General features: G+C 69.5%; 9 protein-coding genes. 4 read left to right on the forward strand and 5 right to left on the reverse strand.

The window, feature by feature from the left end; all coding sequences use genetic code 11:
• Positions 1 to 62 precede the first annotated feature (62 nt).
• The 3 genes from VM306_RS37525 to VM306_RS37535 form a co-directional block, all read right to left on the reverse strand.
• Entirely contained in the window at positions 63 to 2126 is a 2064-nt protein-coding gene (locus VM306_RS37525) for a DUF4153 domain-containing protein (protein WP_325523584.1), read from the reverse strand.
• Positions 2127 to 2210: 84 nt separating this feature from the next.
• Positions 2211 to 3209 (reverse strand): HAMP domain-containing sensor histidine kinase, encoded by a 999-nt coding sequence (locus VM306_RS37530; RefSeq protein ID WP_325523586.1) that lies wholly within the window; start codon positions 3207 to 3209, stop codon positions 2211 to 2213.
• Complete coding sequence (locus VM306_RS37535; RefSeq protein WP_325523588.1) at positions 3206 to 3895, reverse strand: response regulator transcription factor; 690 nt, start codon at positions 3893 to 3895, stop codon at positions 3206 to 3208. Before VM306_RS37535 ends, VM306_RS37530 begins: the two co-directional genes overlap by 4 nt.
• Positions 3896 to 3978: 83 nt before the next feature.
• Between VM306_RS37535 and VM306_RS37540 the strand changes: the two genes are divergently transcribed.
• The gene (locus VM306_RS37540) at positions 3979 to 6159 is read left to right on the forward strand and encodes an ATP-dependent RecD-like DNA helicase (RefSeq protein WP_325523590.1); all 2181 of its coding nucleotides are present in this window, start codon (positions 3979 to 3981) and stop codon (positions 6157 to 6159) included.
• Here the strand turns inward: VM306_RS37540 and VM306_RS37545 are convergent.
• Positions 6134 to 6898, reverse strand: coding sequence for an alpha/beta fold hydrolase (locus VM306_RS37545; protein WP_325523592.1), 765 nt, complete (start codon positions 6896 to 6898; stop codon positions 6134 to 6136). The two genes, VM306_RS37540 and VM306_RS37545, sit on opposite strands and share 26 nt — an antisense overlap.
• A 360-nt stretch (positions 6899 to 7258) precedes the next feature.
• On the opposite strand from VM306_RS37545, the gene VM306_RS37550 reads away from it, so the two are divergent.
• The 3 genes from VM306_RS37550 (at position 7259) to VM306_RS37560 (ending at position 10799) form a co-directional block, all read left to right on the forward strand.
• Positions 7259 to 8536, forward strand: a complete 1278-nt coding sequence (locus VM306_RS37550; protein ID WP_325523595.1) for a M14 family zinc carboxypeptidase — start codon at positions 7259 to 7261, stop codon at positions 8534 to 8536.
• Positions 8537 to 8549: 13 nt separating this feature from the next.
• Entirely contained in the window at positions 8550 to 9629 is a 1080-nt protein-coding gene (locus VM306_RS37555) for a serine hydrolase domain-containing protein (protein ID WP_325523597.1), read from the forward strand.
• A gap of 78 nt (positions 9630 to 9707) precedes the next feature.
• Positions 9708 to 10799, forward strand: a complete 1092-nt coding sequence (locus VM306_RS37560) for a serine hydrolase domain-containing protein (protein ID WP_325523599.1) — start codon at positions 9708 to 9710, stop codon at positions 10797 to 10799.
• A gap of 60 nt (positions 10800 to 10859) precedes the next feature.
• On the opposite strand, the gene VM306_RS37565 is transcribed toward VM306_RS37560, so the two are convergent.
• Complete coding sequence (locus tag VM306_RS37565) at positions 10860 to 12479, reverse strand: glycosyl hydrolase family 18 protein (protein WP_325523601.1); 1620 nt, start codon at positions 12477 to 12479, stop codon at positions 10860 to 10862.
• Between the last annotated feature and the right edge of the window lie 107 nt (positions 12480 to 12586).

The following is a 12586-nucleotide window of genomic DNA, read 5'->3' on the forward strand; positions in this document are numbered from 1 at the left end:
AGCGTCACTTCTCACCCTCTCGGAAAACATGCAGATAAACAACTTTACCTGCGCTCAACGGACTATCGCTCTTCGGAGTAGGTGGACTCACAGGTGACCTCAGTCACCGCAACACTTTCGAGTGACTTCCGTGCGGTGTACCGCGCCATGTTGAAGTCCCGCCAGTCCTGCTCGGAGTAGCGATCCTTCAACCACCGCAAGGAACACGACCGTTGCGGCTCGGGCAACCTCACGAGCGCGGGCACCGCGTCCTCCGACAACCGCGACAGGTAGACCGTGTCGATTTTCTGCGTGGCCTCGAACCGCGACACGTTGTAGTCGGCGACCACGCGTTCGGGGTTCATCACCACGACCGCGAGGAAGAACGCGGACCCGGTCGCGATGACGGCCTTCGGCAACCAGTTGGCGCGCAACGAGATCCCGCTCGCGATCACCATCACGTACACCACGGCCAGCCACACCTCGCACGACGAGACGAGCATCCGCAGCACCGTCCACCCGTACGCCTGCTGGTAGAACCACATGCGGCTCAGGGCACTCGCCACGATGACAAGCGTGAGAACAGCCAGTGAACCCAGCAGAACCCGAAGCCACAACTGGTCCCGCGCTGTCTTCTTGACGGCGAACCGCGCCACACCCGCGATGACGCCGAGCGTCAGGATCGTCACCCACAGCAGCTGCCAGAAGCCCGACCGCGCGTACTCGGCGAACGTGACGCCCGCGGTTTTCATGACATAAGCCTCGCCACCGAACAGAACCGCGAGCTGCGTTCCCACGAACCCGGTGAACAGCAACACGAGCACACCGACAGGAAGCCCGTAATCCTTGAGCCGCAACGATCCCGGCTTCGCCTCGGCGTCCTCGTTGATCTCCGGCGGCGCCGCGACGAGGTAGCACGCACCCAACGCCCCGAGCGCCGCGACGACCCCGAAGAACCCCATTCGCACGTAGACGCCGACTTCGAGATCCGGCACCAGACCTTCGAGGAAGTCGTTGAACCCCTTGTCCGCGCCCGCCAGCAACGACCCGAAGACCAGCAACAGCAGCCCGGCCACACCGGCGGAGAGGAACGGCCGGATCCCGATGGGCCCGCGCCGGCTGAACCCCTTGGCGACCCACGGGATCGACCGCAGACCGGCCAGCCCGAGCCCGACCGCGCCGAAGATCAGCCCCCGCACGGTCCTGCCACCCGCCATCGCGATCGAGCCGCAGAGCATCGAGGCCAGCACGCACAGCGGGAAGATCCACTCGGCCGCCCTCAGGAAGCCCATGGCGAGGAACGCCAGCGCCGCCGCGAGCCAGAGCGCGCGCTCGATGGTCGGTTTGCCCGCGTAGAACAGCACGGCGCCGACGGAGCACAGGCCGGCCAGGAACCAGCCGATGCCGTTGCTCGGTGGGGCCAGGAACGCCCCGGCGAGGCCCGCGATGAGACCGACGAGCATGACCTGGGCGGGGGCGCCGCTCGTGGGCGGCTTCCACCAGGGCATGAAGGGGACGCCGGGGGCGGACATGACCACCGACGGGTTCGGGTAGCGGGACGGGCCCTGCCACGGGGACGACGGCGGGAGGGTGGCGGTGGCGACCTGGGCGGGCTGGGGCACCGGTGTCGGCGAAGCGGGCCGGTCGGCGGCCTTCGACGTTGCGGCCGGGGCCGTGGGGGCCGCCGGTGTCGGCGTTGCGGGCCGGTCGGCGGCCTTCGCCGCCGGTGTGCCCGCGGGCTCGGACGCCGCGGCTGCCGCCACACTCGCCGGCTGATCTTGTCGGACCTCCTGAGTAGGTTGAGATGCAGGGGTTCCCGGCTCGGGGGTACCCCTGCGAGAGCCTGCCTCGTCGGCGGCGAGGTGGCGTGGCGCCTCGGCCGCCGGCTTCTCGCCCGCGATGCTCGCGCTGTCCGCCGGCTTCTCGCCCGCGATGCTCGCGCTGTCCGCGGGCTGTGCCTCAGGAGCCTTCTTCTCGGACGCGGACGCCGCCGCGGGCACAGGCCGGGGCTTGCGCTCGGGCGAGCCCTCCTCCACCGGCCGGTACCCCACCTTCCGGAACTGCCGGTACCTCCGCCCCACGGCCTTCCCGCGAGGCGAGCCGGTGGGGTCCGGCGTCGAGCCGGAACCACGTTCAGAGTCAGTCATGTCTCTCTCCCAAGCCCGAAAAGGGCGCGCGTCACCGTCACACCGCCATGCGGTGCGAACAAGAACCAAGTCAGCGAAAGGAAGTCAGCGGGGCAGGGTCACCCGGATGCACGACCCGGGGTCCACCACGGCGATCGTCCCGCCGTGCAGGTCCACCACCCACCGGGCGATGGCGAGCCCGAGCCCGGTACCGCCGCCACCCGCCCTCTCCCCGCGGGTGAACCTCTCGAAGATCCGCGACCGGTCGGCCAGGGCGATCCCCGGCCCCTGGTCCCTGACCTCCAGCACGACGGACGAACCGCACGCGAACCCGGCCACGGACACCAACCCCCCGGTGGGTCCGTGCCGGGCGGCGTTGTCCACCAGGTTCACCAGCACCTGGTGGAGCCTTTCCCCGTCGGCGAGGACGGTGAGGTCCCCGTCGACGTCGATCGAGAACGACGCGGACGGCGCGGCCACGGCTGCCTCGGCCACCACGTCGGCGACCAGCGACGACACCGACAGCGTCTCGCGGTTCAGGGACAGGACCCCGGCGTCGATCTTCGACAGGTCCAGCAGCTCCGTCACGAGCCGCCCCAGCCGTTCCGTCTGCGCCAGAGCCGTCCTCATCGTGGCGGCGTCGGCCACGGCCACGCCGTCCACCACGTTCTCCAGCACGGCCTGCAACGCCGAGATCGGAGTCCGCAGCTCGTGCGACACGTTCGCGATCAGCTCACGTCGTTGCCGGTCGGCGGCGGCGAGGTCGGCCGCCATCACCGTGAACGCCTCCGCCAGCTGCCCCACCTCGTCCGACGACGTGGCCCGCACCGAGCGCGAGTAGTCGCCGGACGCCATCGACCGGGCCGCGGACGTCATCTCGCGCAGCGGCGACGTCATGCCGTGCGCCAGCAGCTGCGAGGTCAGCAGGCCCAGCACCAGCGCGATGAGGGTCGTCCGGGGCGGCAGCCACCCCGTCACGTAGCGGAAGTACGCGAACGACACGCACCCCGACACCACGATCACGATGCCGAGCTTGAGCTTGATCGACCGCACCGAGTCCAGCGGACGCGGCAGCAGCTCCAGCAGCTCCAGAGCCCTTTTCACGGCGCCACCTGCTTGCGGGGCACCTCGAGCGCGTACCCCACGCCGTGCACGGTCCGGATGAGGTCGGCCCCGAGCTTGCGCCGCAGCGCCTTCACGTGGCTGTCGACCGTCCGCGACGACGCCCCCTCGTGCCACCCGCAGGCCTCCGCCAGCAGGCGCTCCCGTGCCTGCACGGCGGAGGGCCGTTCCGCGAGGAACACCAGCAGGTCGTACTCGGTGGGCGTCAGGTGCGCCTCGACGCCGGCCCTGCGCACCCGGCGCGCGGCCAGGTCGATCACCAGGTCGCCCAGTTCCAGCGACTGCGACGACACCGCCCGTGAGACGCGTCGCAGCAGCACGTGCACACGTGCTGCCAGCTCGCGCATCGAGAACGGCTTCGTCAGGTAGTCGTCGGCCCCCACGGCGAGACCGACCAGCAGGTCCGTCTCGTCCCCCCGCGCGGTCAGCATCAGCACCGGCACCGACCGCGACGCCTGGATCCGCCTGCACACCTCGAGGCCGTCGAACCCCGGCAGCATCACGTCCAGGACCACCAGGTCGGGCAGGAACGACGCCGCCTGGGCCACCCCCGACGGCCCGTCGTGGGCCACCGCCACCACGAACCCCTCCGCACGCAGCCGCACGGCCACGGACTCGGCGATCGTGATGTCGTCCTCCACGACGAGAACCCGGCGCTGACCTGTCATGGCGGCGACTTTATGGGTATGTCGTGGAGGACGCCGGGACAAGTTGTGAAGATCGTGTGCAGACCTCGATGTAGGTTCGCAGCATGAACGTCCTCGAAGCGGTCCTGGAGAGGATCACGTACGCCAACGAGGACAACGGCTACACCGTCGCCAAGGTCGACACGGGCCGCGGTGACCTGGTCACGGTCGTCGGCGCGCTGCTCGGCGCGCAGCCGGGCGAGTCGATCCGCATGCGCGGCCACTGGGGCTCGCACCCGCAGTACGGCAAGCAGTTCCACGTCGACGACTACACGACGGTCCTGCCCGCGACGATCCAGGGCATCCGCCGCTACCTCGGCTCCGGCCTGATCAAGGGCATCGGGCCCGTGCTCGCGGACAAGATCGTCACCCACTTCGGCGTGGACGCGCTGGACGTCATCGAGCACACCCCCGAGCGGCTGGTCGAGGTCCCGAAGCTCGGCCCCAAGCGCACGAAGCTCATCGCGGACGCCTGGGAGGAGCAGAAGGCCATCAAGGAGGTCATGGTCTTCCTGCAGGGCGTCGGCGTGTCGACCAGCCTCGCCGTCCGCGTCTACAAGCAGTACGGGGACAAGGCCATCGAGGTCGTCAGGGAGGAGCCGTACCGGCTGGCGAGCGACGTCTGGGGCATCGGCTTCAAGACCGCCGACGTGATCGCGAAGGCCGTCGGCATCCCGCACGACAGCCCCCAGCGCGTGAAGGCAGGCCTGCAGTTCACGCTCTCCGAAGCCACCGGCAACGGCAACTGCTACCTGCCGGAGCAGGCCCTCATCGCCGAGGCCATCAAGATCCTCCAGGTCGACACCGGCCTGGTCATCGACTGCCTCGCCGAGCTCGTCGAGGAGGAGGGCGTCGTCCGCGAGGAGCTGCCGGACGACGAGATCGCCGTCTACCTGGTCCCGTTCCACCGCGCGGAGATCTCGATGGCCGCGCAGCTCAAACGGCTGCTGCGCTGCGAGGAGGACAGGATGCCGGGCTTCGCCGGCGTCGACTGGGACAAGGCCTTCGCGTGGCTCGGCACCGACCTGGAGCGGCACCAGGCCGACGCCGTGAAGCTCGCGCTCACGAAGAAGGTCGCGGTCCTGACCGGCGGACCGGGCTGCGGCAAGAGCTTCACCGTCCGCTCGATCGTCCGGCTGGCCCAGGCCAAGCGCGCCAAGATCGTCCTCGCCGCGCCCACCGGCCGTGCCGCGAAGCGCCTCACCGAGCTGACCGGCCACGAGGCCCGCACGGTGCACCGACTGCTCGAGCTGCGGCCCGGCGGCGACGCGGCGTACGACCGCGACCACCCGCTCGACGCGGACCTCGTGGTCGTCGACGAGGCCTCGATGCTGGACCTGCTGCTCGCCAACAAGCTCGTGAAGGCCGTTCCGCCCGGCGCGCACCTGCTGCTCGTCGGCGACGTCGACCAGCTGCCGAGCGTCGGCGCGGGCGAGGTGCTCAGGGACGTCCTGGCGCAGGGGAGCCCGATCCCGAACGTCCGGCTCACGCACATCTTCCGCCAGGCCCAGGAGTCCGGCGTCGTCACGAACGCCCACCGCATCAACAGCGGCGACTACCCGCTCGTCCAGGGCCTGCCGGACTTCTTCCTCTTCAGCACCGACGAGGCCGAGGAGGCGGCGGCGATGACGGTCGACGTGGTCGCGAACCGCATCCCGCGCAAGTTCCGGCTCGACCCGCGCAAGGACATCCAGGTCCTCGCCCCGATGCACCGCGGCCCCGCCGGCGCGGGCGCGCTCAACACCGTGCTCCAGGAGGCGCTCACGCCGTCGAGGGACAACCTGCCCGAGAAGCGCTTCGGCGGCAGGGTGTTCAAGGTCGGCGACAAGGTCACCCAGATCCGCAACAACTACGACAAGGGCCGCAACGGCGTCTTCAACGGCACCCTCGGCGTGGTCATCGCGCTCGACCCCGTCGAGCAGAAGCTGACGATCCGCACCGACGAGGACGAGGAGGTCGACTACGAGTTCTCCGAGCTGGACGAGCTCAGCCACGCGTACGCCATGACCATCCACCGCTCGCAGGGCAGCGAGTACCCGTGCGTGGTCATCCCGATCACGACCAGCGCGTGGATGATGCTGCAGCGCAACCTGCTCTACACCGCCGTCACGCGCGCGAAGAAGCTCGTCGTGCTGGTGGGCAGCAAACGCGCCATCGGGCAGGCCGTCAGAACGGTCGGGGCGGGCCGCCGCCACACGGCGCTGGCCCACCGCCTCCGCACTACGCCGGCTTCAGGAAGTCAGTGATCAGCCGCGCCCACGGCGCCGCGGCCTCCAGCGCAATCGCGTGGCCGCACGCGATGTCGGTGTACCTCGAACCGGGGACGAGGTCCGCGACCTGCTTGCCGAGGTCGTGCGACAGCAGCCGGTCACCGGACGCGCCGACCACCAGCGTCGGCTGCGTGACCCGCGGCAGCACGCCGGTCAGGTCGATCCTCGTGAGCAGGTCGACGTGCGCGGCCGAGCCGGGCGGGACGCTCGCGCCGATCAGCTCGGCGAGGCCCGCCGACTGGGCCGGTGTGAGCCGCGCCAGGTAAGCCTCGCCGCACATCACCGAAAGGATGAACCGCGCGAGCACCTCCCGCGACCCGTCCAGCAACGACTCCCAGTGGTCGATCTTCGCCCTCGTCGCCGCGTCGATCTTGACGAACGGCGCGCTCAGGACCAGCCCGCGGACCCGTTCCGGATGCCGGACGGCCGCCGTGACGGCGACCGCGCAGCCCATCGAGTAGCCGGAGACGGAGAACGACTCGTGCCCGGCCCCGACCACGGCGTCCACCAGGTCGTCGGCGAGTTCCTCCAGGTCGAGCGGCCCCGCGGCGACCGGTGAGCCGCCGGAGCCCGGCAGGTCCGGTGCCACGACGGTGAAGTGCTGGGCGAGGGGCGCGAGGACCGGTCCGTAGTTGGCCTGAACGCTGCCTCCTGCGCCGTGCACGAGCAGCAGAGCAGGGCCTGCGCCCTTGACGAGCGTGGCCAGGCCGGTCATGCGGGACCCCCGGGTTTTGTCAGTCCATGCTGCGGACGATGGTCGGTTCCAGTCCCTCGTCGTCGTCCGCGGGGGAGCCGCGCCAGGGGAACGAGATCTCAGCGACGCCGTCGTTGTAGAGGTGGTCCACGGCTTGCGCCCCCGCTTCTTCTCAAGACCGGATGTGTGCGAACCTCGCTGTCCGTCGAGTCGGTTTCGGCTTCACTGCACAATAACCGCTGCGGTGCTGGTCCAAATGGTATTGATTTTCGTCACAACGCGCCAAGCAGCCCCTCCTGGTGTCCCAAGGACCGGACGGTAATCATCCGGTCGGTCGAACGACCTGGCGCCGCTCGGCCGAACGGCCGATGATCGTCGATCATGCGGTCCGCCCTCGCCCTGTTCGCCTGCCTCGCCCTCCTCTCCAGCCCCGCGCCGGCACCGGCCGACGGTCCACAAGCGACGTACGTGCTGCGCGTGCCCGCCCCGAAGGGCGAGTCCGCGCAACGGTTGCTCGCCCTCGGCTACGACGTGCTGGAGCAGCGCGACGGCGAGGACCTGTTCGTCATCGGCGACGCGCACACCGCCGGCGAGCTCGGCGCCGACGGGTTCCGTTCCTCCGTCGAGACGGTGAAGGCCCCGTCCACGTGGGCTCCGCGGTCTCTCGGGGACGAGACGTACTACGGCGGCTACCGGACCGTCACCGCGCACCTCGCGCATCTCGACGAGACCGCCGCGGCGCACCCCGACCTCGCGACGGTCGTCGACTACGGCGACTCCTGGCGCAAGACGCAGGGCAGCGGCGGGTACGACCTGAAAGCCATCTGCATCACGCGGAAGAGCGCGGGTGACTGCGAGCTGACGCCGACCGCGCCGAAACCGCGCCTGTTCGTCATGGGCCAGCTCCACGCCCGCGAGATCACCACCGGCGACATGGCGTGGCGGTTCGTCGACGACCTGGTCGGCTCCGACCTCACCGCGCTGCTCGACGAGATCGAGGTCTGGGTCGTGCCGATCGCCAACCCCGACGGCGTCGAGATCGTCGAGTCCGGCGGCGACACCCCGGTCCTGCACCGCAAGAACGCCAACGGCACCTGCTCGAACGGCCCGCGCGGCGTCGACCTCAACCGCAACGCCGGCTCGCACTGGGGCGAGGTCGGCTCGTCCACGGACAGGTGCAGCGAGGTCTACCAGGGCGCGCGCGCCGACTCCGAGGTGGAGGTGCGGGCGCTGGAGTCGTTGTGGCGCAAGCTCTACCGCGACACCCGTGCTCCCGGTGACACGGCGGCCGCCTCCGAGGACACCACCGGCGCGGTGATCTCCATGCACAGCTACGGCGACTACGTGCTCTTCCCGTGGGGCTGGAGCACGCAAAAGACCGGCAACGACGCCGCGCTGCGCAGGATCGCCCAGGACATGGCGTCGCTGAGCGGGTTCAGCGCCGGTCAGCCGGGTGAGCTGCTCTACAACTCCTCCGGGGCCACGGACGACTGGCTGTACGACGCCCTGGGCGTGCCGAGCTTCGTGTGGGAGATCGGTGCTTCGTCCGGCAGGTGCGGCGGGTTCGTGCCGCCGTTCGCGTGCCAGACGGACGTGCATTGGCCGAAAGTGCGCCCCATGCTCGTTTCGGCCATGAAGGCAGCAAAACACCCCTTTTGATCGTTGCAGGGGCATGGGGACACGCTTGCTCGCCACCACCGCCGCATTCACCCTGCTCTTCACCGGCGCCGCCGCAGCCGGTGAGCAGCGGATCGACCGCCAGATCGTTCAGGAGGGGCTGGACGAGATCGTCCGCACGGCAGGGCAGGGCGTGCAGTTGCGCGTCGCGGACGGCCGGGACCGCTTCACCGCGCGTTCCGGCACCGCCGAGCTGGACGACCCGCGTCCGGTGCCGCTGAACGGCCGGTTCCGCGCGGGCAGCATCACCAAGTCGTTCACCTCGGCCGTCGTGCTCCAGCTCGCCGGCGAGGGCCGGGTCGACCTGGACGCGCCCGTCGCCCGCCACCTGCCCGGCCTGGTCGACGGCCGCATCACCGTCCGCCAGCTGTTGCAGCACACCAGCGGCCTGTTCAACTACACGAACGCCCTCGACTTCGACCCGCAGGGCTTCGAGCCGATCCGGTACCGGCACTGGGAACCGGAGGAGCTCGTCGCGCTCTCCACGAGCAGGCCGCTCCAGTCCGAGCCCGGCACGCGGTGGGAGTACAACAACACCGGCTACGTGGTCCTCGGCCTGCTGATCGAGAAGATCACCGGCCAAGGCCACGCGGAGGCCGTCGCGCAACGCGTGCTGAAGCCGTTGCGCCTCGACGACACCACATTTCCCGGCAGCGACCTGGACATCCACGGGCCGCACGCCCGCTCGTACGGGGTTGTCGACGGCGGCCCGACCGATACGACGAGGTGGAACACCACGGTCTTCTGGGCGGCCGGCGACATCGTCTCGACCACCAGGGACCTCGACACCTTCTACGCCGCGTTGCTCGGCGGAGACCTGCTCGAACCGGAACAGCAGCGCGAACTGACGCGCACCACGGCCGTCAGTCCCGGCTACGGGCTCGGCGTCTTCGTGGACAGGGCCTCGTGCGGCGCGACGATCATCGGCCACACCGGCAGCGTTCCCGGCTTCTCCAGCTACGCCTACGCGAGCCCGGACCTGAAGACCCGAGCGGAGTTCTCCGGCACCGCGGGCCTCGGCACCGGTGACCCGACGCAGGCCTACTTCCAGGTGCTCGACGAGATCTTCTGCTGAACGCCCCAGGGGAAACCCTGAGATGCGTTGCTACTCAGGGGGGATGCGGCCGGTGCCGCACCTGGCCAAGGTGGGGGCATGGGGATTCGACTAGCAGCCACCGTCACCGCAACAAGCCTCCTGGCCCTGACCACCGCGGGCGTCGCCACGGCGGACACGTCGAGCGCCGACCGCGGGGTCGTCCAGCAGGCCCTGGACCAGATCACGCAGAGCGGGGGAGCGCTCGGCGTGCAGGCCAGGGTCACGGACGGGCGGCAGCGCTTCGCCGCCCGTTCCGGCAAGGCCGAGCTGGACAGCGACAGGCCCGTGCCGCTCGACGGCCGGTTCCGCGTCGGCAGCATCACCAAGACGTTCGTGTCGACGGTGGTGCTGCAGCTCGCGGGTGAGGGCAAGGTCGACCTGGACGCGCCGGTCGTCCGCTACCTGCCCGGCCTGGTCGACGGCCGCATCACCGTCCGCCAGGTCCTGCAGCACACCAGCGGCCTGTTCAACTACACCGACGCGTTGCCGCTCAGCCCGGAGGAGTTCGAGAAGATCCGCTACAAGCACTGGACGCCCCAGGAGCTGCTGGCGATCTCGACGGCCAAGCCGCTGGACTTCGAGCCGGGCACGCGGTGGAACTACTCCAACACCAACTACGTCGTCGCGGGCCTGCTGGTCGAGAAGCTGACCGGCAAGCCGTACGAGAAGGCCGTCGAGCAGCGGATCCTGAAGCCGTTGCGCCTCGACGACACCGAGGTGCCCGGCGACAACCCGAACATCAAGGGCCCGCACGCGCACGGCTACTGGACGGCGAACGGCAAGCCGTCCGACATCACCCGCCTCAACCCGTCCGTCGCGTGGTCGGCCGGCGAGATCGTCTCGACGACCCGCGACCTGGACACGTTCATCGTCGCGTTGTCGAGCGGCAAGCTGCTCAAGCCCGCGCAGCAGCAGGAGATCAGCAGGACCACGGCGGTGAGTCCGGGCTACGGTCTCGGCCTGGCGGTGCAGACGCTGCCGTGCGGGACCAAGGTGTGGGGCCACAGCGGCGGCATTCCCGGCTACTCGTCGGACATGCTGACCACGCCGGACAGCAAGACGCGCCTGGAGCTGTCGGCGACCAGCGCGCCGGCTCCCGGCGACCCCGGTGACGCCTACGTGAAGCTCCTCGGCGCGGTGTTCTGCTGAGTTCGGGCAAACGAAAGGGGAGCTGGGCTGACCAGCTCCCCTCCCGGCGTTGGTGAAGGACTACCCGAGGGCGTTCTTCATCGCGGTGATCAGCTCTCCGTTCGCGGTGTCACCCGTGAGCTCCCAGAAGAACGCTCCACCGAGGCCCTGGCTGCGAGCCCACTGGATCTTGCTGGTGATCGTCTGCGGGGTGTCGTAGCTCCACCACTGGCCGTTGCAGAACGCGTAGGCGGTGCCGGCGATCGTGCCGGTGGCGGGGCACTTCGTCTTCAGGACCTTGTAGTCCTCGATGCCCTGCTCGAACGTGCCGGGAGCAGGGCCGGTCGCGGTGCCGCCGGGCGCCGCCTGCGTCACACCGGTCCAGCCGCGGCCGTAGAAGCCGATGCCGAGCAGGAGCTTGCCGGCGGGAACGCCCTTGCTGCGCAGCTTCGAGATCGCGGCCTCGGAGTTGAAGCCGGCGGTCGGGATGCCGCTGTACGACGTGAGCGGGGAGTGCGGAGCCGTCGGGCCCTGAGCCGCCCACGCACCGAAGTAGTCGTACGTCATGACGTTGTACCAGTCGATGTACTGCGACGCGGGGCCGTAGTCAGCGGCGTCGATCTTGCCGCCGGCCGAGCCGTCGGCCGTGATCGCCGAGGTGACGAGGTAGTTCTGGCCGAAGCGGCTGCGCAGCGCCTGCATCAGGTTCTTGTAGGCGGCCGGACCGCTCGTGTCGCAGGAGAGACCACAGGCGTTCGGGTACTCCCAGTCGATGTCGATGCCGTCGAACAGGTTCGCCCAGCGCGGGTCCTCGAGCAGCTTGTAGCAGGACTCGGCGAACGCGGCCGGGTTCTGCGCGGCCTGGCCGAAGCCACCGGACCAGGTCCAGCCGCCGAAGGAGTACAGGACCTTGAGGTGCGGGTACTTCTTCTTCAGCTTGAGCAGCTGGTTGAAGTTGCCGCGCACCGGCTGGTCCCACGCGTCGGCGACGCCGTCGACGCTCTCCGCCGCGGTCATGGCCTTCTCGAGAGCCGGGTACGACTCACCGATGGTGCACTGACCGTTGCTCACGTTGCCGAACGAGTAGTTGATGTGCGTCAGCTTGCTCGCCGAACCCGAGGTGTCGATGTTCTTCACCTGGTAGTTGCGAGCCGGGTAGACGCCCCACTCCGCGAAGTAGCCCAGGTTGATCTTCCCGGGAGGCGGCGGCGGACCGGTCGTGGTCGTCGTCGTGGTGGTGGTCGTGGTGCTGGTGGTGGTCGACGTCGTGGTCGTGGTGGTCGGGTTCGTCCCGCCCGCCTCGCACGAAGCGCCGTTGAGCTTGCAGTTGGTCGGAGCACCGAACGTGCCGGTGTACGCGCCGTTGAAGCCGAAGCTCACCGACCCGCCGACACCGACGTTGCCGTTCCAGGTGTTCTTGACCGTGACGGTCTGACCGCTCGCCGTGTAGGAGCCGTCCCACAGCGACGTGACGCGGTGGTTGGCCGGCAGGGTGAACTCGACGGTCCACGACGTCAGGGCCGTCGTGGAGTTGTTCGTGATCGTGTACTTGCCCTCGAAGCCCGTTCCCCAGTCCGAACCCTTGGAGAACGTGGCGGACACGCCACCGGCACCGCTAGCAGCGGGCACGACGACGATACCGAGGACCATCGCGGCCACGGCCGCGAAGAGAGCAGCTAGATGCCATCGGAACTTGGACATCGGTCTCCTCAGTCGCAGGGGGTACCGGAACCATGTGGTTTAGACCACTTCCCGGTCAAGGTCTAGACCTCTGCCGTCACTCGAATGGAGTAGTACGACAACGGTGT

The organism is Lentzea sp. (assembly GCF_035525475.1).
In the GTDB taxonomy this organism is placed as follows: Bacteria; Actinomycetota; Actinomycetes; order Mycobacteriales; family Pseudonocardiaceae; genus Lentzea.

Excerpts from the sequence above, each read along its gene's own strand:
- VM306_RS37525 (WP_325523584.1), bottom strand. The coding sequence starts at position 2,126 with ATGACTGACTCTGAACGTGGTTCCGGCTCGACGCCGGACCCCACCGGC.
- VM306_RS37535 (WP_325523588.1), bottom strand. The coding sequence starts at position 3,895 with ATGACAGGTCAGCGCCGGGTTCTCGTCGTGGAGGACGACATCACGATC.
- VM306_RS37540 (WP_325523590.1), top strand. The coding sequence starts at position 3,979 with ATGAACGTCCTCGAAGCGGTCCTGGAGAGGATCACGTACGCCAACGAG.
- VM306_RS37545 (WP_325523592.1), bottom strand. The coding sequence starts at position 6,898 with ATGACCGGCCTGGCCACGCTCGTCAAGGGCGCAGGCCCTGCTCTGCTG.
- VM306_RS37550 (WP_325523595.1), top strand. The coding sequence starts at position 7,259 with ATGCGGTCCGCCCTCGCCCTGTTCGCCTGCCTCGCCCTCCTCTCCAGC.
- VM306_RS37555 (WP_325523597.1), top strand. The coding sequence starts at position 8,550 with ATGGGGACACGCTTGCTCGCCACCACCGCCGCATTCACCCTGCTCTTC.
- VM306_RS37560 (WP_325523599.1), top strand. The coding sequence starts at position 9,708 with ATGGGGATTCGACTAGCAGCCACCGTCACCGCAACAAGCCTCCTGGCC.
- VM306_RS37565 (WP_325523601.1), bottom strand. The coding sequence starts at position 12,479 with ATGTCCAAGTTCCGATGGCATCTAGCTGCTCTCTTCGCGGCCGTGGCC.